Origin of the sequence: Bradyrhizobium sp. JR4.3, assembly GCF_040547695.1 — a bacterium.
In the GTDB taxonomy this organism is placed as follows: Bacteria; Pseudomonadota; Alphaproteobacteria; order Rhizobiales; family Xanthobacteraceae; genus Bradyrhizobium; species Bradyrhizobium canariense.
In genome coordinates this window covers 35,678-58,652 of the sequence record NZ_JBEPQF010000018.1, presented here as the reverse complement: position 1 = coordinate 58,652, position 22,975 = coordinate 35,678, and the positions used below count along the sequence as shown (strand labels likewise).

15 protein-coding genes are annotated in these 22,975 nt (G+C 56.6%); 6 read left to right on the top strand and 9 right to left on the bottom strand.

The window, feature by feature from the left end; all coding sequences use genetic code 11:
* Positions 1 to 269 precede the first annotated feature (269 nt).
* The gene (locus ABIB91_RS25710) at positions 270 to 1,259 is read right to left on the bottom strand and encodes a hypothetical protein (protein WP_354168394.1); all 990 of its coding nucleotides are present in this window, start codon (positions 1,257 to 1,259) and stop codon (positions 270 to 272) included.
* Positions 1,260 to 1,555: 296 nt separating this feature from the next.
* Between ABIB91_RS25710 and ABIB91_RS25705 the strand changes: the two genes are divergently transcribed.
* On the top strand, positions 1,556 to 2,521 hold the full coding sequence (locus ABIB91_RS25705) for a GIY-YIG nuclease family protein (protein ID WP_354168392.1): 966 nt from the start codon (positions 1,556 to 1,558) through the stop codon (positions 2,519 to 2,521).
* Positions 2,522 to 3,267: 746 nt separating this feature from the next.
* On the opposite strand, the gene ABIB91_RS25700 is transcribed toward ABIB91_RS25705, so the two are convergent.
* On the bottom strand, positions 3,268 to 4,869 hold the full coding sequence (locus tag ABIB91_RS25700; RefSeq protein WP_354168391.1) for a tetratricopeptide repeat protein: 1,602 nt from the start codon (positions 4,867 to 4,869) through the stop codon (positions 3,268 to 3,270).
* Between the two features lie 620 nt (positions 4,870 to 5,489).
* On the opposite strand from ABIB91_RS25700, the gene ABIB91_RS25695 reads away from it, so the two are divergent.
* From ABIB91_RS25695 to ABIB91_RS25685, 3 genes are all read left to right on the top strand, one after another.
* A complete protein-coding gene (locus ABIB91_RS25695; RefSeq protein ID WP_354168389.1) occupies positions 5,490 to 7,379 on the top strand; it encodes a hypothetical protein in 1,890 nt (629 codons plus the stop codon).
* Positions 7,380 to 8,258, top strand: coding sequence for a hypothetical protein (locus ABIB91_RS25690; RefSeq protein WP_354168387.1), 879 nt, complete (start codon positions 7,380 to 7,382; stop codon positions 8,256 to 8,258). It begins immediately after the preceding gene.
* A 309-nt stretch (positions 8,259 to 8,567) separates the two neighbouring features.
* On the top strand, positions 8,568 to 10,298 hold the full coding sequence (locus tag ABIB91_RS25685; protein ID WP_354168385.1) for a caspase family protein: 1,731 nt from the start codon (positions 8,568 to 8,570) through the stop codon (positions 10,296 to 10,298).
* Positions 10,299 to 10,746: 448 nt separating this feature from the next.
* Here ABIB91_RS25685 and ABIB91_RS25680 read toward each other — a convergent pair whose 3' ends face one another.
* The 7 genes from ABIB91_RS25680 to ABIB91_RS25650 form a co-directional block, all read right to left on the bottom strand.
* Positions 10,747 to 11,643 (bottom strand): plasmid partitioning protein RepB C-terminal domain-containing protein, encoded by an 897-nt coding sequence (locus ABIB91_RS25680; RefSeq protein ID WP_354168383.1) that lies wholly within the window; start codon positions 11,641 to 11,643, stop codon positions 10,747 to 10,749.
* Between the two features lie 3 nt (positions 11,644 to 11,646).
* A complete protein-coding gene (locus ABIB91_RS25675) occupies positions 11,647 to 12,525 on the bottom strand; it encodes a ParB/RepB/Spo0J family partition protein (RefSeq protein WP_354168381.1) in 879 nt (292 codons plus the stop codon).
* Entirely contained in the window at positions 12,503 to 14,089 is a 1,587-nt protein-coding gene (locus tag ABIB91_RS25670; protein WP_502917017.1) for a recombinase family protein, read from the bottom strand. The genes ABIB91_RS25675 and ABIB91_RS25670 overlap by 23 nt, the downstream gene beginning before the upstream one ends.
* A gap of 1,134 nt (positions 14,090 to 15,223) precedes the next feature.
* On the bottom strand, positions 15,224 to 17,596 hold the full coding sequence (locus ABIB91_RS25665; RefSeq protein ID WP_354168377.1) for a DUF5906 domain-containing protein: 2,373 nt from the start codon (positions 17,594 to 17,596) through the stop codon (positions 15,224 to 15,226).
* Entirely contained in the window at positions 17,589 to 17,831 is a 243-nt protein-coding gene (locus tag ABIB91_RS25660; protein WP_354168375.1) for a helix-turn-helix transcriptional regulator, read from the bottom strand. Before ABIB91_RS25660 ends, ABIB91_RS25665 begins: the two co-directional genes overlap by 8 nt.
* A gap of 116 nt (positions 17,832 to 17,947) precedes the next feature.
* Positions 17,948 to 18,697, bottom strand: a complete 750-nt coding sequence (locus ABIB91_RS25655) for a hypothetical protein (protein ID WP_354168373.1) — start codon at positions 18,695 to 18,697, stop codon at positions 17,948 to 17,950.
* The gene (locus tag ABIB91_RS25650; protein WP_354168371.1) at positions 18,694 to 19,962 is read right to left on the bottom strand and encodes a tyrosine-type recombinase/integrase; all 1,269 of its coding nucleotides are present in this window, start codon (positions 19,960 to 19,962) and stop codon (positions 18,694 to 18,696) included. The genes ABIB91_RS25655 and ABIB91_RS25650 overlap by 4 nt, the downstream gene beginning before the upstream one ends.
* A 275-nt stretch (positions 19,963 to 20,237) precedes the next feature.
* Here ABIB91_RS25650 and ABIB91_RS25645 point away from each other — a divergent pair, with 275 nt between their 5' ends.
* Both ABIB91_RS25645 and ABIB91_RS25640 read left to right on the top strand, forming a co-directional pair.
* On the top strand, positions 20,238 to 21,224 hold the full coding sequence (locus tag ABIB91_RS25645; RefSeq protein ID WP_354168369.1) for an NAD-dependent epimerase/dehydratase family protein: 987 nt from the start codon (positions 20,238 to 20,240) through the stop codon (positions 21,222 to 21,224).
* A gap of 379 nt (positions 21,225 to 21,603) precedes the next feature.
* Positions 21,604 to 22,884 carry a PQQ-dependent sugar dehydrogenase gene (locus tag ABIB91_RS25640; RefSeq protein ID WP_354168367.1) on the top strand — a complete coding sequence of 427 codons (1,281 nt, stop codon included), beginning with the start codon at positions 21,604 to 21,606 and terminating at the stop codon, positions 22,882 to 22,884.
* Positions 22,885 to 22,975: the final 91 nt, after the last annotated feature.

Genomic DNA, 22,975 nt, shown 5'->3' with positions numbered 1-22,975 from the left:
GCTCCGAGTGCGCCGCGAGCTGTGCACATCAACGACGACCAATGTGCGGTCCGATGGACGCCGAGCTCTCGGTAGGATACCGCCGCTGCTCACATAGGCCGCACGCCTCAAGGGCGGGACTTCGTGCGCCGAGGAACCATCCGCATACTCTGATGCAATATGCTCAGCAACATGTAAGCGGCTGGCGCACGTTCTCCGTGGGAGCGCCTCTCCTTCGATAACGGATAGAGATGATGTGTTGGCCAATGTCGATAATGGCCATTGTTGATCTATCCACCTGTCAAAAGCAGCCTCAGAAGTAGCTCAGGAAGCTCATCGCGATTGCCCTCATATCTCAAAACCTGATCAAAATATAAGGCGCATATCGACGGGACGGCTTCAGGCTGCAGGTTATAACCTTGCGCGTCGTCCATCTGCACAACACCGGTTTGTTCAAGCTCCGGAACCACGTCGTGGATGGCTGGAGGGCCGTCTTCATGTCCCTCTTCGCAATCATCATCTTCTTCATTCTCAGACCGGTTGTCCAGAATGAACGCGCTAGCAAACGGTCCGAATTCCGAATGAAGGTCCATAAGAGCGCCTTCTGAGATGGATCGCTCCCCTGAGCGCAATGATCGACACATCAGATGAACCAGCATGAAGCAGGCGCATAATGTAAGCGAGCCAACTTCGGACCGGGCCTCGCGAAGAACGTAGTCGTCGCTACAGAGCAGCATGGAAACCCGACTGGCGAGATCAACGGGGCTCATGCGATAGAACGAGAGCGCCTGGCGCGGCTCGATAACTTTAACTTTCTCGAATTCCTTGAATTCCGCGCATATCATTCGAACCTTATCCTGGTGTTCAATCGATGATGTGCAGAGTACAATCCACCACTCATCGACCGAGGCCTTGTTAAGCGCTTCTGCGTATTGCGACTTTAGAAGCTGTAGCAGCGAGACGCCGGCTTTCTTGCCTTTCGCTGCCTCCAGCTCGACGTAAGACTTGATCTGCATGCCGAGCGAATAGCGACCGTCTGCAGTGCCATAGGTCAACATTACGTCGCAACCGCTATCTCGGACGCCTTGAATGTCATGCACGTCTGAGCGGTGCCGCTTATAGGCATCAAGCACGCGGTCAACCTGTTCTGCAAATCGGGGGCACAGATCCTTGTTGTGCCGAAGCTCTCGAAATTCGTACGTGGCCTCATCGCTATAGGCGCGCAGCGAAAGGAGCTCTGCAACTAACTCAACCGGCGTAAGCTCATGGGTAATAAACACGCGGCAACTCCCAGGTGGTGAGACGGTTTGTCCGAGTGCTTCCTAATCTGGAAACGAAATGCGACCTAGCTACGGTCACTCGCGACCATACCGGTGATGGTGTCGTGAGACGAGACGAGAAAATGAGGTATCTGTACCTGCGAGTAACTCCGGTCGTGCCGTACGCAAAGCGCATGAGTCGAGGCCTCTAGTCAAGGTTTAGGAGTTCCCAGTATACTAGCTTTGTAGATTTGATCCCTCTCTACGTCGCGAGATGAACGAACATGCAACGAAACGCGCGCGGCAGGTCAATTCGTATGTATCTGCTTGACGGCAGTACGACAGGGCTGATCTTCGCAGAAATTGTGAATTGGACAGGCATGGCGGTGGTAGTGCAACGTAGCAATCTGGCGGAATTTCTGAATCGACCAGAAGCCCAAAAAGCAGGTTGTTATATTCTTGCCGGCCAAGATCCAGACGACCCCTTCAGACCACTCGTGTATGTCGGAGAGAGCGAGGTCGTCGGCAAACGGCTTAGAGAACATGATGCCGACGAGGAGAAGGCATTTTTTCAGCGCGCTATCGTTTTCATTAGCAAGGATGAGAATCTAACGAAGGCACATGTGCGTCATTTGGAGAAACAGCTAACCGAGCGCATCAAGGAAGCGGGCAGAACCACGCCCATGCACAGCAATGAGCCGGGTGGAGCATCGCTACCAGAGGCCGACCGATCCGATATGGACTACTACCTTGATCAAGCGGGAATTGTCTTGCCAGCTCTAGGTCTTGATATACTGCGTCCTATAATGACTGCCTACACTCGGCCCACCAAGAACAAGATTGACGTTCCGACATCAGGCGTAGAGCGGATTCTTTTTTCCTTTAGTGTAGGGGATGCTCGCGCGACTGCTACAGAGAACCGGGGTGACTTTGTTGTCCTCAAAGGTTCTATCGCCCGGGGGTCGGAAACGCCGTCTTATCCGAAGACGTACAAAGCCCTTCGCGAGAAATTAAGAGCAGATGGAACACTACAGCGAAAACCAGGTGCTGACACATACGAATTCACTAGGGATACTCCCTTCGACAGCCCTACTGCTGCTGCGGCGGTTATTTACGGCACGAGCATCAGCGGACCGGCTAACTGGAAGATCAGCGGAACGGAGCAGACGTATGGGCAATTTAGGGAAAGAAGCCTAGAAACGGCAACCATGTTCGACAGTTCAACAGCTGTTGATACAGAAGAATCCAACAAATCCGGAGGGGGAGTATCTCCTGCAGAGTGACGGTAAAACGTCCGTTGATTGCTCTTATGAAATCGGGCCACGTGTGGATTTTGGGTTAAAGATCCTACTTGTGAATTACGCGCCCGCCTCCTTAATCAATCTCAACAGCCCCTCCCCTCCGGCGGGACGATCTCAGAGGCTCCGCCCCTTAAGGCCGGTCCTTCACAACCGGTTGGCTGCTGGTCGGCCACGTTTTGGATGTGCTGGCGGTTTTGCTTCCTAGGTCCAGAGGGCCGCAGGTCTGATCAACTCCTCCATCAGCAGTCTGGACACATCAGCCGCTGCGATGACTTTGACAAGTTTCCATGGCTCTCCGCAATCACCCCGTGTCGGTTTAGGCGTGCGACGTCTGTAGCCGCACGCGCAGCATCTTGGCAGTGGGAGGCGTTCTCGACGGCTTCTTCATGGATTCTCAGGCCGGACTTGCTCCTTTGGGCCTCTCGATGAAAGGCAGATACCCCAAGGCTCCCCTGTCGACTACCGCATGGGTAGGTCTAATGCACAATGTGAGGCCTATCGAAATCGACCCTAACCCTGCGGAGGTTGGGCTCCCGCACCCACCAAGTTACCTCCGCGGCTCGCGTTATTAGTAACAGTGGCAGTTATCTTCGGATCCTAGAATCGGCTCAGCAGGTATTCGGTGTACCACCCACGCAGCGACAGATCTGCGATACATTGCTTAGCTCCAGGCCTTCGTAGGTCGCTTTGGTATCGAAGAACTGGTTACGTTCTTCACGTTTCGATTGTCATCGTCCACATATGATGCCACAGGCGCGACACATGCGGCCCCACGTCTGTATTTCCTCATCCAACTCGCCAACGACCTTACTCGTCTCGGGGGCGGTGCAAGTGCCCGATGCACCTTTGAGGCTCGCCTTTTCATTGCGAAAGAATGTTATCAAACGGTTCAAAGAATCCGTTTCTACACAGTCCTTCACCGCTTCGACAGCCCGACGCTCGACATCAAGGCGCAGGCCGCAACTCTCCAAGTAAGCGGCATTTGAAGCAGCGGAAACAATCTTTATCGCGACTTGAACTTTCTGTTCGACGGAGCGGCCTTCGATAGTCAACTTTCCTCCGACTTTCGGTTGCGCTCCTACACCCTCAATCTGTTTTTTGAACTGGCCGAAAATGATGTCGAGGTCGCCGGGCTCCCGCACGCCACTTAAATACAAGCGACCTAGATTCATACGTGCAAGCGTCACACCCTGTTTCGCGGCCTTCCTATAATAGGCTGCAGCGAGTTGGAGGTTTTCGGGTACACCCGAGCCTCGCGCATACATCACAGCAAGGTCGTTTTGCGCGGCGGGAAAGTTCTGATCGGCTGCCTTCCTTACCCATTCGAAAGCTATGGAAGGGTCTTTGGCGACGCCCCAACCATTATCGTACATCTCGCCAAGCATGTATTGCGCGGGCGCGAAATTTTGAACCGCCGCTTTCCGATACCAAGTAAGAGCAGTTGCAAAATCCTTTTTCACGCCCCAACCATTCCAGTACATTTGCCCAAGGCTGAACTCCGCGTTCGCGAAATTCTGATCGGCCGCTTTCCGAAACCAGACAAGTGCGGTCCCGAAGTTTTGCTGAACGCCCCAACCATTTTGATACATCACACCAAGGTCATTTTGCGCGGGCGCGAGGTTCTGATCGGCCGCTTTTCGATACCAACTTAAAGCCGCATCATAATCTACCTTCACTCCCGAGCCATTTAGATTGAGCGAACCAAGCGCGTACTGTGAGGCCGCAAGATTCTGATCGGCCGCCTTCCGATACCAAGTAGAGGCGGTTCCGAAATCTTGCTGAACGCCCCAACCATTCTGATACATCAGACCGAGGCTGTGTTCGGCAAGCGCGAGATTTTGATCAGCGGCTTTCCGAAACCAAGTAAGAGCGATGCCGAAATTTTGCTGAACGCCCCAGCCGTTCTGGTACATCACGGCTAGGTTGTTTTCGGCGACCGCCAGGCCTTGTTCTCCGGCCTTCTTGTAATGGAGGAGCGCATCAGAAAAGTTATTCGCTTTTTGATACGCGCGTCCGAGCTCAAAGTGTAATCGGGCATCTTCCGGGAATTGTTTCACCGCCTCTTCGCAGGCCGGAATTGCGAGTTTTGGGTCCAATTTTTCGAATGGAACGGCGCCTGATGTGCGTCTTGGATCGAATTCCGAAGCAGCATAGGTGTCGCATCTGGCTATGGCATCCCGGGAAAGATGTGTATCGCGCGATGGTAAGCTGTTTGGCGGAGACGCTGGCGGTCCAGCTTGGCCAAAAGCTGAGGCGCAGGCATAAATCGAGTTCGCAAATATTAGCGCGAAACACTTTGATCCGAATACTGGAGAGCGATAGCTGCCCACGCGTAGATCCAATCGCCTTGTAATTAATTGAGTTCCCTGGGCCTACATGCCGGTGGCTCCGGGCGAGAACGATTTGTAGATTTTTGAATTTACCCTACCTTGCGAGGGCAATAATTACAACCGGGGCGATTGAGCAGGTTTGCGCGTTGCGCGCGCGCCTTGGCCGTACAATGAGGACTACCGGATCTCGATCGCACCACAACCCCCGAGCTCAATGGAATGCGGCGAATAATGAACATCTCCGTTGGGCCCGTTCGCGAGGCAAGCGAACCCATGCGATAGGCTGCCGTATTCCAGCCGAGAGCCCGACCGCGTATACCGGGCGAGCGTCGCGGTGACCTGAAAGAGAACTTACACCCGTTTGAGACATTTCCCGACAAGGGAGCAGGCGATAGAAATTGGCACGTGGCAGATGCGGATTCGAGCACCGAAGGCAGTGTATGGTTTCGGCCGATCGTGGCACTGCAACATCGCGGGGCTACTCCGAATTTGTAGGACGTGGGCTTTTCCGACGATGCTCCCCTTGTCGTTGACTTGAGGCGGGATGTCGTCAGTATGACGAGTTGTGCGCTCCAAATTTCATTCCGATTGGTTGTCTGGCCGTCGTTCGGATATTTTCAATGGAATCGATGCGTTGCCTTAGTTTGGGTATCTCTGATGCGCCGCCGCTAGAGTTTCTCCAGGGCGCTGCGAACGGTGCGAGGGCGTTCGGCGACTGGGCAAAGGACCTTGGCATTCCGACGGAAGTTCTCGTGGATGACGAGCGGCCGGTGGGTTTTGATACCGTAAAAGCTGCCTTCGAGCGCCTATTCGCTGGCAGGCCCAGAATTTCACGTTTGCTGATATATTTCGCCGGGCACGGCCTCACGCGGGACCCGGCTGAAGATCTCTGGCTGCTCTCGCAATGGTTCACTAGCCAAAGGGCCGTTTCAGTCGGCCAGCTATGCCGTAGGCTCTCCAGATATGGTGTGGAGCAATTGACTGTCGTCTCGGACGCGTGCCGATCGCTGGCCGCTACCACAGATAGTGCTGACCTCGCTATCGATCCCATTTTGGACAAAGGTCCCTTTGATGTACGCCTGCCGTCAATAGATATGTTGCGAGCGTCTTCTCCATTTCACGCAGCCTATATGGTGAGGGGAGCTACGCCGGATGAAGATCGCTGCATCTTTAGCGGGCTTTTGACAGAAGCTTTGTCTGGAGCCCATGAGGAGGCGTTCGAGGCGCCCGACCGGCGGCGCATCAGTAATTTTAGTCTGGCGGACTTCCTCAGCCAGCAGGTGCCCCTGCGCGCGAGTCAATATCAGGTTGAGCTAACTCCAGACATTGCGACGGGTTTGCGGCCACCAAACAATATTTACCTTGCAAGTCGGCCAGCAGCCCCACCGGTCCTTAAGTCTTGGCCCGAGCCGAGCATTGTTGGGGAGATGAGTTCCAGGGTTGGAGGAGCTGCCGCCGGCCGAGGTTGGTCGACCTTTTCGGCGAAGCCCGTCCCAAAAGCTAAGGGGTTCAGCTCCTCAATACGGCATAAGGCGAGGTCGGGCCGCTCGCATTATGAATTGAACTATACGTCGAAGTTACTGGTGGATCGTGATGCAGAAGCATTTGCGCTTAGCCTAAAGCAACAGGAAAAGAAGGTTGCGCGTATTCTCAGAGAATACGCATCTGAAAACGATCGCCCAACGCACTTTGTAACGGGTGCTGGCTTCAACGTTGCTGGCGCCAACGGGCGACGCGCGACGCTCGGGCGCTCGGCGAGGGCCGTTCGTGAAACAACAAAATCCTGGTGGCGCATCGATCCGATCGGAGCAAGCTATTTGTCGCTTCCGGCGCCGTTGTTGATCGAGTTCGATAATGGCAATTGGGGTGGGGCCGCAGCACTCCCAGATCACGTCGCGACGTTCACCGTCGAGGGAGAAGAAGTCGTCAGCGTCATTTACCGCCTCTTGAACGCGGCTCCGACCGAGGCGCGAGATACTGAACTGGCCATTGCACAACTCCGCGCCGGCGCGTTGTCTGCGCGAATGGGTTACGATCAAGCAGCGCGCCTCCGGGACCAGAAGGAGCGCGATCCAGTGCGCGCGGTTATCGCTGCATACATTTACGACGCACTGGGCGATCGCGACAGCATACATCGGATCGCATGGTATCTCGCGGCCGCCGGCATTCCCGTTCCTTATGACGTAGCCTTACTTGGGCGTCTTCGCTCCCGACAGGTTGCGCCCGGATTGATTGAAGTCGAAATTCCCGAAACGCCGCCGAGGAAGCCGCGTTCTCACGAAGAAGCGCGCCGAACATGGACCTTCAACTCCACACCCTCTGCGCGTGCTCTGGTTGCGGGCATTTTCCCGTGGTTGCGGCAAGGATGGTCGCTGCTCGAAGACGATGAGGCATCGGGCCTTGTCATGGAGGGGCTTGTTGATTTGAGAGCCGAACTGTTGCGAAGTTCGTTTAGCACCCTCTCCGCCCGCGGGGGGCAGCAGCTTAAGACAATTATCGAGGAGATGTAGATGCGGCTAGTTTTCGTCCATGGCATTAGTCAGGAGGGCAAGAGCGAAAACTTGATCAAAGCCGAGTGGTTGGCGTCCCTCGAAAATGGACTAGGTCAGCCGGGCATTACCGATGTACTCGAAGTCCGGGCGCCGTTCTTCGGAGATGCGCTGTCACGCTCTGCTGGCGCACAATTCGATGGCACGGTAGCTCAAGGACAAAGCGCTGATGCTAATGAAAGGACCTTTCTCGCAGCGGCGCTCTCGGAACAGGCTCAGGCTGCTGGCGCAAGTGCAAAGATCATAGCACTAGAAGAGCGCGCGCTGGCAGAGGAGGGGGGCGCGTCCGTTGCGAGTCAAGGTTTTCCGATGGATCGGCGTCTTAATGCGATCCTGCGTATCATTGAACGGCTGTCGCCGTTGCATGGTGCAGTTTGCATGAGCCTGTTGAAGCAGGCGTACGCCTATCTCAAGCGACCGGGCGTAAATAACATAGTAGATGCGATTGTACGTCCTGTTCTTGACGCGGCTCCAGCAGTGGTAGTCAGTCATTCGCTCGGAACCGTGATAACATTCAAGTTGCTGCGTCAACTGGCACTCGAGGGGCGCCCGCTCCGCGTTCCGCTTTACGTGACACTCGGCTCACCATTACCATTAATGGCAGTGCAGGCAGCACTTGGACCCGCGTTTACTGTCCCAACCGGCGTAGAACATTGGCTGAATGCAGTAGATCCTGACGACCTCATTGCACTCGGACGAGGGCTTGACGCGGCAAATTTCACTACCGGGATCCACAACCTCCTCGACATCCGGAATATTCGAGGAAACCCCCATTCTATCGAAGGCTATATCGGAGACAAACGTGTTAGCCAGGCGATAATAGCTTCGTGCGGGCGTTGATAAGAGCTGCCGCCGGGCGCGCCGAAAGCAAATCCGCTCCGGCCGAGTTGTCGCTTTCAGCGAATGCATCACTTGGACACACGGATGGATCAAGCGGATCATTGCCGACGGCATTTGCTTCAAAGTGACGTGCCGACCAGTGTAGTCGCGTCGTAGCGGGTAGCAAGCACGTTACTCTTGGCGCTTCAGCGCCCGCGTCAAAATTGCATTTGAGAAGCTGTGCATCTAAGCTCCAGGGAGAAATCAAGCAGTTTTGTTAAATGATTCAGCAGGCGTGCAGAAGGATGCACCGGATATTGGAGCGCTGCCGTGCAATCGACTAAGTGTGCATTGGTGCTTGGCAACAGCTCGTATGATGGTGAGCTTTGGTTGCGTTGTCCGAAGTCCGACGCGGAACAAACAGCCGCCGCGCTCAAGCGACTACACTTCGACGTTACGCCAGGAATCGATCTGAAGTATGACCAGTTAAACGCGCTGATTGATAACTTTATAGGTAGGATTTCAAAAGAGAAGCCCCTCGCCACCGTTGTTTATTATTCTGGCCACGGGCTTCAGGTTAAGGATCATAACTTCATATTGCCAATCGATTTTCAGTCCGACGACAGCCTCAATATGGTTAGTGTTCAGCAACTACTCGATCGTGTAGCCAGATACAGCAACCTTCAAATTGTCCTGTTGGATGCTTGCCGAAGTAGTATGGAGCCGCGAGAGATATTGAAGGGAAAATCGATTGGCCCAGTTGGAGCCAAAGCGTACAATGCTGCGACATATCAGGAGGCGCGAACAGGCTTGGCCGAGATGCAGGCGCCGGGTAATACGTTCATCGCATTCGCTGCCGCTCCAGGGGACGTTGCTTACGATGGCGACGGATTGCTCAGTCCATTTACGGAAGCATTTCTGAAAAACGTAGAGCTGGTGGACATTCCTGTGTCCAACCTGATGAGTCGTGTGCGCCAGGAAGTTTACAGGGCAACGGCCTATCAGCAGCAAACTTGGGACCATTCTTCGCTCACCATTCCGTTCTATTTCAATCCTGGGTCGCTGTTCCTGTTTATGGGCAATGCACTGGCTGTCGTTGCGCTTCTGCTAGCGATGATACCGTATTCCATTTCGCTTGCGTCGCCCGAGCGGTCATGGAGCGTGATTGCACTTTCGAGCGTGTTTCCGGTCGCGTCGCTCCTGATACTAATGTCTGGATCGCACACGGTCTATTCGAGGCTCAGGGGAGCCACTCAAGGCTTTATAGAAGGGCCGCTCTCCCTGCGAGATTATTCGCTCGTCAGCCTGAGAAAAGGGGTCGTTGGAGGATTTGTAGGATCGATTGTTCCAGCGTTAATCATGAGCCTCGTCTACGATCGGATGTGGACATCAAAGTTCAGTCAGGGAGCACGCGCCTGGGTGGAGGGCGCTCTACGAGGATCATCTGCACCTGAGCCGTTGAGCTTGATCATGGCCAAGGTTTCGATCACAACCACGGTTTGCGGATGCATTTTTGGCTTCCTTTCCCTTTTTTTTGCGCGCGTTGATGTAAGTGGCGGAAAATTCGCACTCTCAAGCAATAGGTCGGCTACACGCACGCTATTCGGTTGTGGATTGGGCGGGGCGCTGAGCGGTCTTATTTGCGCGCCCATCGTTACTTTCTATTTTGGAACGGGAGCAGGGCCCCCCGCGATGCCCGAGCTTTTGCTACCAAGTGGCATCGTTGGGACGGCAATATTAGTATTTTCGATCGTCAATTTTGACTTCGAGCGCCTAAGCGCTTCCCGCCTGGGTGTAAGCCTCTTATGTGTCTTAGGGGCTGTCGTAGTCGGCGGTGCGATTGCGGCGGCTTTCCTATCGATACTTTACGCTGTTGGTTTAGTCGGCGTCGTTTTCGAATGGCTTTCGAGAAACGCCGACAATACTCTGGTGCTGATGACGGGCGGGGCAGCTTACGGACTAGTTGTTGGTGTCACGTTAGGCGGCGTTATTGGACTCGCGGTCATTCTTACCAACCATTGGACCGGGCGCGATGTGCTGGAAGCGGGCAGTAACCGCTAACTTACAGTGTAAGCGTCGTTCTAAGGCCACGGCTTTTGAGGGCTTGAGCGCGGAGACGAAGGCCAATTAAGCAATTCATTGACGCTCGCTGTGGCTTTGGCGAGCCTTGACCGCTGCGCGACAATCAAGCGGCGCTTACCCTGATCGCCGGCGCGCAGTCGCTCCCCTGCCGCTCCCCCCAAGCGACGAGTAGGGACTATCGCCACTTGGGAACCAACGGTTCTCGAAGGTGACCTCAACCTTTAGAAGAGTAGGGTCCTCGAAGACCCGCTTCGCGAGGGGACAAAATGTCCGCCTTGGCTTGTTAAGATGTTAAGAGCCAAGGCTCACTGGTCCAAATGGTTGTAGGTCAGCTTAGCTTCGAAACTGGGAGTCGATGCTGGCTGATTTGCTTCCGAACGATGCATACGCGAATGCGGCCAACTCGATTCATTTGCCTCGGAAGGCTTTAGGTCGCATTAGCCTCGGATTCGGTGATGCGCTGGAATTCAAACAGCAATTCCTGAAAGTGCTTGGCGAGATAACCGACCACCCTACCGTTGCGCAGCAATTTTGAGACGTAGCCGACCGCGAGCACCAGATCGAGATGGTCGGTGCCGTAGGTCTGTTCGGCCACCTTGAATTCGCGGGCGAGCGAGGCCGACTCCCGCTCCATCAGAGACAATTGCTCTTCCGACAGACCTTTCGGAGTGCGCGGCGTATAGCCGGCCGCCAATTGGTTGCGCGGCGTCGCCGCCACCAGCGAGCGCACATAGCTGTTGGAAAAGTTGTTCATCGCAATCATCAACTCGGCGGCTTCGATCTGCCTTAATGGTGCTAACTTGCGCAACTCGGAGAACGAGTTGAGGGTCAGGTGCTTCTCCTTGAGTAAATCGACCGCCTCCGCGCAGATGCCGTCGAGCAGCTTGCGGCGCCGGCGAATACTGGCGACATCGACGTTCAGCGCCTTGGCAATTCTCGCTTCCGATACCCCGTTCTCGATCGCCTTCAGAATCATGCGATGTTCTTGAATGATGGCAATCCGGTTGACGCGCTTGTTGTAGGTAAAGGCCTCATCTTCGGTCGACACCAGGCACTCCACCTCCAAGAGACCGCGGTCGCGTAGGACCTCGAGGCGCAAATGGCCGTCCAGAAGTAGGAATTTGCCATGGCTGTCGCGGGTTCGCGCTACCACAGGCGGCTCGACCAAACCGATCTCGGCCACGGAGGCTGCGATCTGTCGGTATTTTGGCGAGCGCTTCACCTCCTCGGACACGAGTTTGAGGGGCTGGATGTCAGCCAGCCGGACCACGGCCGTCCGTTCCTCAAAGCCCATCCGCACCGAAATATGGGGGCGGCGTGCCATGGCTCAACCCTGCCCATGCAGCCGAAGCGCAAGGTTCTTGGGCAGCGTATCGAGCTTTTCCCCAGCGAGAATCGAGAAAAATTCCGGTTCGACCAGGAGCTTGCGCAGGGCCTCCAAGATGAAGATTAGGCGCGCTTTGGTGCTGTTGGACTTGCGGATCAGGACACGTTTGCGGTCGACGTCTTGGCGGTAGGCGCGCAGCAGCGCGTTTGAGCTCATCGGCGCCCCGTCGCTTCGTCGCGGGCCAGTCTTGTACCCTTTTCCCCGCCGCCGGCGCTGCTCGATCAGCTTCTTGGCCGCAAGCAGCTTCTGTCCCCGCAGCAGGCGTTCCTCGTAAGCTTGCTGCAGCACGGATTGGACGTCGGCATCTTGCGCCTGCGAGATCATCACTGCGGTGCTGACCGGCATCTGTCCGGCCTCAACGGCCCGGAGCAGCCGGTGCTCGCCGCTTTCCAATAGGCTGCTGACGCCTTTGACATACTCGATGCTGAGGCCGGTCTTGCGGGCGATGTCATCGAACTCATAGCCACGCCCCCGCAGCCCCTCGATGTCATGCAGGAGGTCGATCGCGCGGTGCTGCCGCCGGGCGCAGTTTTCGACCAGGCTCATGATGGCGCCGTCTTCGTTGGTGGCGTCGACCACGACGGCCGGGATCTCGCGTTGGCCGAGGGCTTGGTAGGCTTCCAGGCGCCCCTGGCCACAAACTAGATCGTACCGGAGTTCGCCTTCGCAAGCCTTTCGTTTGACTGTGATCGGCCGCTTCAAGCCGAGTTCGGCGACGCTGGTTACAATCTCCTTGAAGACCCGGCGATTGCGTACTCGCGGATTGACGACATCGATAGCTCCGACTGGAATGATCTCAATGCATTGAGCTGATGCCATAGCTGACCTCCATCAGTTGCGAGCGGGCTGCGAGTTCAAACAGCATCTCCAGCGTGTCGAAACGATAGGCATCGAGGGCCAAGCCGTTGTGTTCGGCAAGAGCAACTTGGTCTGCTTCCATCTCAAAGCGCGGCAACAGGTAATAGTCGAGCACGGCGCTGTTCATCTGGTTCATCCGGATCGCCACCGTGATGTCCGGCCGCAAGCCCGCATCGAAGCGGATCTTCCAGCGGTAGGACCCGGCTAGGGTTTCCTGGGACCGGACGAGGCAAAGAGAAGCGGTGAACTCGTCATTGACCGTGAGGAGATCGGTTTCCCTATCCTGACGAACCGATCCCCCGATCTCCTCGATGCCGCGAACCGTCGATGCAATGAAATCGGGATACATCCGGCGTAGGGCCCGGTTGATCTCAATGTAGCGGTAGTCCCGGTCAGGGCTGAAGCCGATCAGTTCATAGGCGCGGATTAGGCTGCCGAAGCGCGAACGATAGGCACTGCTGGATGGTCCGACCTCGAGTTCATCGATGATGATGCCGGAGAGATAGCCGTGCTGTTCCAGGAGGCCCCGCAGCACGTCGAGCAGTTCCTCGTCGGAATAGCGCTTCGAGCGATCTGAAATCATAGCTTGCGCGGCAATAAATGTATCTTCAGCGACGATCGGCTCGAAAGCCTGATCGTGGCGAATCCAGCGCTCGGGGGGATTATAAACTCGCCGGCCTTTAAGCTTACAAGAGCATCGATTCCAGACATTGTTGCCGATGTACTTTTCGTTGATCAGAATTTGGTGGACCGTGGCTCTCGTCCAGGACCGACCAAGATCGGTGGTGATACCTTTGGCGTTGAGGCAATCAGCAATTTCCCGCTCGCTCTTACCTTGCGCGACAAAGGCTTCGTAAATGAAGCGGATCGTCTCGATCTCTTGCGCGGGACCTGGGATGAGGACGATCCGATCCGTTTGGATGCTTTTGTGTTCGCCGCGGACCAGCTCGGCTTTGGAAATACCATTCTGATCAATCAGTTGCCGCCTCAGACCGTATCCCGCCGGCCCTCCCTGGCGATAGCCAAGCTCGATCAGCCGCCGCTGTCCTGCAAAAACTTTGACCGATAGTTCTCGGCTGTACTCACCCGCCATTGCGCGTTTAACGCCTTTGACGATGGTCGAGACCGGGCTCCCGTCATTCTCAAATTGCTCGGCGCAATAACGAACCGAGATGCCCGCCCGCTTGCAAATATACTCGTAGTAAGCGCTTTCATCGGCATCTTGGAAGCGCCCCCAGCGACTGACGTCGTAGACGAGGATGGTCGCGAACTCGGCCGCGCCATTTTGTACATCTTCGATGAGCTGCTTAAGCGCTTGCCGGTCGTCGAGATTGAGACCACTCTTGCCGCTATCCTCATAGGTTTTCTCGATCCGAAAGCCGTGACGGGCAGCGTACTCGCGAATAGCCTGTGCTTGGTTTGCCGTTGAATACTGCTGGTGATCAGTCGACATCCGCACGTATTCGGCAGCGGGTTTTTGTGCCGGGCGCTCCGATTCGGCACCTGAGTGGGACATGCCTTGCATCAACTCGCCCTACTAGCGTCAAGAATGCATGATCGGTCTTCAAAACTATAACTTAGCTCGGGGGGAAACATGTTTCCGAAAACGGGCAAGAAGTTTCCAAACGACAGAGCGACCTCCTCCACTTACGCGAACTTGATCGCAGATATTCTAAGATCCGAGCTGGGCAACAGCCATCAAGCTCAGAAGACCTTGATGCGGTGGACCGGAGCTAACGAAAGAACCGCTAAGAATTGGCTTTCCGGACTAACGGGCCGAGCGGGGAGCATTTACTGCAGCTCATGCGTAATTCAGATCGGGTATTCGAGTTCGTCTTGAAGTTATCGCATCGGCCCGCATTTCCATCCAATCAGAGGCTCGCAGAAGTGCGGAACAGCTTACAAGTGACAGCTGATCTGCTCTCGGAAGTTATCCAGGTTCGAGACGGACAGGACACACCAAAATAGGCGAGAGCGCTGGCAACCTCGCCGTGCGTGGCAAATGGAGCTCCGGCAATCGGCCCGGCTCGCTTAGAGAGACGCAGACGGGGCGCATCCTGGTGCCTTGGCAAAGCTCTCGTCGGCGTGAGACGGCGGATCGAAGTTCGTCGCCTCTCCGCGTGGTTCGCGCGGCGTTGCCGTCTTGGACGGTTAAATGTCGGGGAGAGAAACCTTCAGAGGAGTTTGCCCAGATCACGATGCGCATGGTGCGCCTTTGTTATCTCAACTGGAAAGGTCATCGTCTCATATTTGCACACAAGCCTCGCGCGCGCGCGTGGGCACTACAAATGTGCTCGATTAGACGCCGTCCTCCAAGATATTCCTCAGAAAAAGTGCTGCGCTTACTGAGCTGTCACGCCACCGCGAAAGCTTGAATCTTGTCTCTTGCATAAATTTTTGGGGTGGGAGATTTCCGATAACTTTCAGCAGGTGCAAGGCAATGCGATGGGCTGGGAAGTTAGCGATGAGGATTGTCCCATTTGCGAACCTAAGTAGTCGGATAGACTCGGTTTTCTATCTTCTTATGATTCCAAGTAGAATCCGACCTACCGACCTTACCGACCACGAAGTAGAGGCCAGGGCGCGAGCTCATCGCTCATCACTGGGGCCTGCGGATAAATATCGGGGTCGGTGGTCGGCAGGTTGGATTGAGCCTGTCCTAGAACGGCGGCTCGAAAGGCGTTTTGGAAGGATCAAGAGGAGCCCACTCTCCAGTGTCGTGCCATTCAACCCTGGTAAACACCCGGTTCCAAGCTGCCCGCGCAAGCCCCAGTTCAGGAAAAACGAAACCGCGCGGTCTGGGATTGTCGATCTTCTTGAACTGAAGTTTGGTGAGTAGGAAGTTGACGGCGTTCCAAGAGATGTCCTCCTTCCGCAGCTGCTGCCGAGCGACGTCCGTTAGCACGGAGGTGGCAACGAAGGGCTCTTTTTCGGTGATCCAGCGCCGGACCGGTACCACGCCCTGAAAGAGTAGATCGAGAAACCATTTCTCGAGGGGCGATAGAGATGCCGTTTTTTGGAAGTCCTTCTCCGCAGTCTGAGGAATATTCACCCTGGGGTGCCATTCCCCCAACGGGCGTTCCAGAAGGTCGTACAGCATCGCCTCCAAGCCTCCGGATTCGAGCTCCTCATTCAGTGCTTTGAAGTAGAGCTTATCGCCCTTTCGTCCTTCGGAGACTCTAAAGACGGCAAACCGTCGGTCATCTAGCTCCGCAGTAACCACCCACTCCTCGTTGGACGCCATAATGACTTTTGCGTAGTTCGTCATCTGGACAATATCGCGCCCTTTGCCCTCCATAGGGAGATTTCTCTCCGTAAGAAGTGCCTTCAGAATGCCGCGTGCTGAGCGGTCGTCCGGGCGCACTGCTTCATCTGCGAACAACAAGCAGACGTCTCTCATATGCGCGTTGAACCGACCGGCAAACTGACTTGGTGTCACCACTTGCAATCCGTGCTGGCCGAAGAGCGACCTCATCGCACGGCCAAACGTCGATTTTCCTGTTCCTTGTCCACCTTTGAAGACCAGCGATACCTCTGCAGGCTGGTCGGGATTCTGCACCGCCCACGCAGCCCAATTCAGGATGTACTCGGCTGAGCTGCCATCTCCATCTGCAAGGACCGAAGCAATGTGAGCTTGCATGAGTGACCAACTGCCAGGTCGAGGTTCTACTCCGAAACCGCGCCAGAGGTTCAAGAACCCGTTTATCACCTGCTGCTTGCCGGGACGGAACACAAGACCACGGAATTGCCGCCGCATTTCATGTTCCAGCCAGAATCTGCCTAGCGGCTTGAATTGCGGGTTTTCTTTCGCGTCCTTGCCGACGAGCACGCGCATATGCATATAGCGGTTACGAAAGTCCTCGAAAGATTGGGTCGACAACTGGTCTCTGCCGTCTCCCTCAGATGGGATCCACTCAGCGACGCGACACTTGCCAGCATCGTTCTCGATTACAAAGTGCTTCTCGTTCAGATGCCTTAGATCTGGGCTTATGACCTCTTCCTTCGCTCGCTCGATCTGCCGGATCGCATACTTCTCCGCTGCGCTACCTTTTTCGAGAACGCTTTCAGAGATGGCCCAATGGGGGTCGGTCAACAGTGAAAAGATCACCTCATCCGGAACGCGCTGGCGCACCAGGTTACACACAGCGTCAAAGAGCCAAGCCGAGCGGCTATTATCATCCAGCTTCGGCTCATCCGGGTGTTTGCCTTGGCCAATGATAATCTTGACGCGGTCAGGAACGCCCCATTCGTCGAGTTCGGAGGATTCGACGATGCGACGAACGTTTCCGCCGATTTTGACCGAGTTATTTGACTGTCCTGGGCGCCCCAGCGCGGCAGATTGATCACTCCGCGTAGGGGCTGCGGGTGTAAATGCTGAAAGTGGATAAACTCTCGAAGCATCGAAAGTCACCACCCGCGCCAGAGCTGGACGCCGTCCCTTCAACCGCTTGCGTTCGTCAGGAATGTTGATCGTTCCTGGCAAACGCATGATGCGGTCGATGTTATGGCAATTGTCACCTTGGAAAGCATGCTCCAATGCAACGTTATAAAGTGCCGCGCTTTCAGCCAGTTCAAGCTTGCCGTCCAAAACGATCGGCTCTTCCAGCCGCCAGAAAGCTTGGAATCCGCCGCCCGAAAAGAGAATGACAGTCGGCTTCGGAATGCCAGCCGGGAGTCGATCCGTCGTCAGCGAGAGGATACGGCGCTGCTCATCTTCCACCGGCTCGTTAACTCGCGGGTCGACGTCGACGTGGAGCCAGCGGACCTCCTTAATGTCTTCGCGTTCAGCCTTCTTGTCGAGATCTTTCAGCGGTCGATTCACATGGAAATAAAGGTTAGCACTTCCATTGCGCGTAAGTAGCCATTGCCTGAGTTGATCTATGCGGTCCGGACCGAAGGTACGGGTCTGGATTCCCTTCCGATGTGGAGGAATCGCGGTGAGCACCCACGGCCCCTCGGGCTCGAAAGTCTTCAGGAATTCGATGGCTGCATCGTTGTCCGGCTGTGGCACAGCGTTATCTGCATCAGACATTGCCGCCCTCCTGCATTCCCGCGGAAGACCTAGGTGTGCTCGCAGACGTGGAATAGCCACGGGCAGCCGCGACTTGGGTCTTCATCCACTCAAGGACCTCATCTTCCAAGAAGGCGGTAGTCTGGGGTCCGAGGGCGATAGGCTTGGGAAATGTCCCTGCTCGAACGCGTGCATAAAGGGTCGTTTTCGAGAAGCCGACCATGGGGACGACTTCGCTAACTCGTAAAAATCGCATTTGTTGCTCCCTTCGGTTTGTAAGGAAGCAACCAAATAGTGCAGTTGGTTGGTTGGCGTCACTAGCCGGAAATCAACTGCACTTGGCTGAATATCTCAAAGCAGATCGGTCGTAATTCAGCTCGTCAAAGCGTCCACCGTCGCATCGCCGAGAAGCTCTTCGCGAAATTCCGGCTTTTCGTTTACTGATTTGATCACGGCTTCTATATCAGAGAGCTCTACTCGCTGATCCAGCAAGCGCGCTGCGCCGTACAGCAAACGCGCAGCTGCGCTCACCGGTACGTGGTCAACGGGATGACGTTCCTGGCGAGTCGCCGCCTCGAAAGTAAATGCAACTCCCGCTTCGAGCAGAAAAACTCTGAGCTCTTTGGCAAATTCCTCTAGTGGCAATCGTTGAGCGCCTCCTTTGCCGACTCCTCGCTTTCGTCCTGCCGTCTTTTGCCGCTTAGAAAAAAGCTCCTTACTTCCTTCATCCAGCAAACCGAGGAGCCGTTCCAAGTCTCCAGTCATCTCTTCCACGCTTGAGCCGCGACAGCGAGCCATCGAATCAAGCTCCTCCCGCGAGATCTCATCAATGGCCGATAAGGCCTGGACAACTTCCCTTATTTTCTTAGCCATTCCTGCGCATCGTACCGGAAGCTCATTGTAGACGTAACGTAATTTTCGGATGTCCTGAAGTTCCCTCTTGCAGTCGACATACCGTTGCTCACCTGCTCGCAGTACCGTCAATAGGGCGTCTTCTTTTCCGACCAGCAGCTGAATAGCTTTACCGAGGCGCTTTTGTTCATCAGCAGAGTCATATTTGATCTGAAATCTAAACGTCTCGTCGGCGAGCGCGCGTGCATGGTGCGGCGTAAATAGACTCATCGCACAATGCTCATGATGTGTGCTTCGTATGCAGCGACAGCTTCGCGCTTTTCGGTCAAGTAATCGTACTTGTTGTAAGTCTTTTGAAGGCCAGCCTTCGCGTGCCCAATGACTGCGTCTCGAACGTCTTGATTGAAGCCGAGTCGCGCCAGCCTCGTCTCGCAGGTGACGCGGAGGTCGTGAACACGGAACGGCTTGAGAGTGGCGCCAGGTTGCTCGACAGAAATCTGCTTGGAAATTTCCTGGTCAAGGCGAGCCTTGCCTTTGGAGAAGCCCGAGACGGGCACCTTGCCACCACGGGTCGAGAACAGGAAATAGTCATTACCCGGCCAGACGGGCAGCTGCTCGAAAACGGACCAGGCTTGCTCGGCCATCGGCACGATGTGGTCGCGATCGCCTTTATACCTGTTCTTTGGGACCTCCAGCCACCCTTTGTCCGAATTCACCTCGGACCTGCGCGCCGCGGCCCATTCCGTGCGCCGCTGTCCAGTCAGCAGCAACAGGCGGTACAACGGACCAAAAGGGTAGCCTAAAGAGGAGCTGGCGTGCCAGACCCACTTAATTTCGTCGTCCTCAAGTGCGCGGCCCGCTTCGTCGTTGTTCTGGAGGTCTCCGCGCTTGAACCCATGAATAGGGTTATCGGCGATGATCTCGCGGTCGACTGCCCAATTGAAAAAGCGTGACAGATGCTTCCGAAGCTCTCGGGCCACGCCATGACGGCCGCTTTGGACGAGTTCATCGATGAGCTCGTGGATGTGGGCGCGGCGGAGGTCATGAATCGGTGTTTTTGCCCAACGAGGCAAGGCGTGCCGGCGCAACACGCCGTCCACGTTTCGCCAAGCGCCGACGTTCGGGATGATCTCGATTTGCATAAAGCGCTCGAAGACGGCCTCAAACGTGTTGACAGCCCGGATCAGGTTGCGCTCGCGCCTTTCCGTCCGCAGATCGCGACCTTCTGTCGCAGCTTGGATGATGTCCCGGGCCTGCTGGCGCGCATGGGTCAGCTCAAGGGGAGGCGTGCCGCCCAAGGTGATCCGATGTTGCTTACCGGCCAACAGCCGCCCCGTCGGGCTGGTCCCGCCCTCTCCGACGACCCGGTAGATGACGCTAAAGGACTTAACATTTCGAGGCGTGATGCGCAGCAACAGGCCTGGGCAGGCCTCGTCCTCGATTTCGATTCGTCCACTCGGCGGGGCCGCCGCTGGGTCGTACCGCAGGCGCTCCACGCCCTGCGGCGTCAACCTTTTGCGGTTCAGGCTCTTCATTTCTGCTCCCCCGGGGAGTGCTGGGGGAGTGCGGGGTAGCGTTTCTCACGCGTACGCGTCCGTACTCCTGGAGATCAGATTGTGTCGCGGTATCAAACATTTGACAAAGCAGGACTTTGCGCATGGTTACCGGCTGGTTCTGGGGAGCTTAACCTTGCCAAGGTCGGGGTCGAGGGTTCGAGCCCCTTCGCCCGCTCCAATTTTTCCCAAAGCATCCAGCCGGACCGGACGGGCACGTGGTTTTCCACGCCGCTGGCGGCTGTATTGGGTAACGAATGACAATTCTGGTCACAGGCAGCGCGGGCCATCTCGGCGAGGGTCTTCTCCGCACGCTCCGCGGGCGCGGTTCGTCTGTGCGTGGGATCGACCTGAAGCCATCGCCCTTCACCGGCGCTGTCGGCTCGATCGTCGATTCCGATTTCGTGCGGCGCCAGATGGACGGCGTCACCGCGGTGATCCACACCGCGACGCTGCACAAGCCGCATGTGGCGACCCACAGCAAGCAAGCCTTCATCGACACCAACGTCACCGGCACGCTCAATCTGCTTGAAGCGGCTGTGGCGGCCGGCGTGCGCAGTTATGTCTTCACCAGCACCACCAGCGCGTTCGGCTCGCAGCTCCGCTCCGAGGCGGGACAGGCCGCGGTGTGGGTCACCGAGGACCTGCCGCCGATCCCGAAGAACATCTACGGCACGACCAAGCTGATGGCCGAGACCCTTTGCGAGCTGTTCTGTCGCGAGCGCGGCCTGCCTGTCGTGGTCTTGAGGACCTCGCGCTTCTTTCCGGAAGACGATGACGATCCGGCGATGCGGTCGGCTTACGCGCCGGAGAACGCGCAGGCCAACGAGCTGCTCTATCGCCGGCTGGATATCGCCGACGCGGTGAGCGCCCATCTGCTCGCAGTCGAGCGCGCGCCGAACATCGGATTTGCCCGCACCATCGTGTCGGCCACGAGCCCGTTCGAGCAGCGCCATCTCGCCGCGCTTGCGCGCGACGCGGCCAGTGTGGTGCGCGAGCTCTATCCGGATTGTGCGGAGCTCTACGCGGCGCGCGGCTGGCGCCTGTTCCCCGCGATCGATCGCGTCTATGTCAACGAGCGCGCGCGGCACGAGCTCGGCTGGCGGCCCGAATTCGACTTCGCGCATGTCCTGAACTGTCTTCGCGATGATCGCGATTTTCGCAGCACGCTGGCGCGCGATATCGGATCGAAAGGCTATCATGAGACGATTTTCGACGATGGTCCCTACCCCGTCGCCCCGTAGCCGCCACCTTTGCTAATTCGCTCGACTCGTCAGATGTCTACCCGGAATCACCGGCAGCAAGATGGCCGGAGCCGTTCTACTGTGCATGGGGTTGTTTTCGCGTTTTTTTGTTCCGAACCTCCTGCTGCCTGTAAATTAGCCGCGCGTGATCTTGATTCCGCGCTGCAGCGAGAGCGTTGTTGTCGCGGCGTTCGCCATCATTGACTTTCCGTCTCAATTTTTACTGAGCGCTATCGCATCGCACGCGGCGCGCTTCTCACCGCTCGCAGATGTGCTAACCTTTCTGCGTCTGTCCTCTCGACAGAGTCCGAACTTCGCCTCTCGACAGCAAAATAAAATAAATGTGCAGCCCTGACGGCTGCCTTAGGGGAGTGACGCGATGAAATTCCATCGATCCGTCTTTCAATCCATCCTGGCGCTTGCAGCGGTTGCCCTTCTCGCGGGGACAAGCGTCGGTCACGCGCAGCAGCAGGACAAGAACAAGCCGCTGAAGAAATACGAATCCGGCACCAAGGAGTTCTGGACCCATCCGCCGGACGACTGGTTCCTCGGCGACGAGACCGAGGCGCAGAAGGGCCTGGCGCCGCCGTCGGGGCCGCCGACCGGCGCCTCCGATACCGAACTCGCCAATATCGTCAAGAAGGTGAAGCTGCCGGCTGGCTTCAAGATGGAGGTCTACGCGTCCGGTGTGCTGGCCGCGCGGCAGATGGCCTGGGGTGACAAGGGCACGCTGTTCGTCGGCTCGTTCGGCCTCGGCAACGTCTACGCGATCAAGGACAACAACGGAAAGAAAGAGGTCAAGACCATCCTCAAGGGGCTGAATATGCCCACGGGTCTGGCCGTCAAGGACGGTGCGCTCTACGTCATCGCGGTCGACAAGCTGATCCGCTACGACGACATCGAGAACAAGCTCGACAATCCCGGCGAAGGCAAGGTCGTCTATGACGACATGCCGTCCTATGCCGCGCATGGCTGGAAGTACATCGCGGTCGACAAGGAAGGCTGGTTCTACATTCCGTTCGGACCGCCCTTCAACATCGGCGTGCCCCCGACCAGCGTGTCGCAGATCCGCCGCGTCGATCCCAAGACCGGCAACGCGGAAATCTACGCGCTCGGCGTTCGCAACTCGGTCGGCGGCGACGTCGATCCGCGCACCGGCAAGTTCTGGTTCACTGAGAATGCCCGCGACTGGATCAGCGACGATCTGCCCTCGGACAAGCTGAACATGATCAGCAAGATCGGCGAGCACTTCGGCTATCCCTACTGCCACCAGGGTGACCTGCCGGATACCAAGTTCGCGATGGGCCACAAGTGCTCCGAGTTCACGCCGCCGGTGCTGAACCTCGGTGCTCACGTCGCTCCGCTCGGCATGAAGTTCTATACCGGCGACCAATTCCCGGCCGAGTACAAGAACAACATTCTGATCGCCGAGCACGGCTCCTGGAATCGTCACAAGTACCAGGGCGGCCGCATCATGCGCGTGATCGTCGGGCCCGACGGTAAGAACGCCAAGCAGGAGGTGTTCGCTTCCGGCTGGATCGAGGGCGACCAGGGCTATCTCGGCCGTCCCGACGACATCATCCTCGCCAAGGATGGCTCGATCCTCGTCGCCGACGATTGGGCCGGCGCGATCTACCGCATCAGCTACAGCAAGAAGTAGCATGAGACGACACGAGGCTGCGGTGCCGAGCGGCGCCGCAGCCTTTCTCATTTCAATTTCGCACGCTGTCGTTCCTGATCGCGCGCCGCTT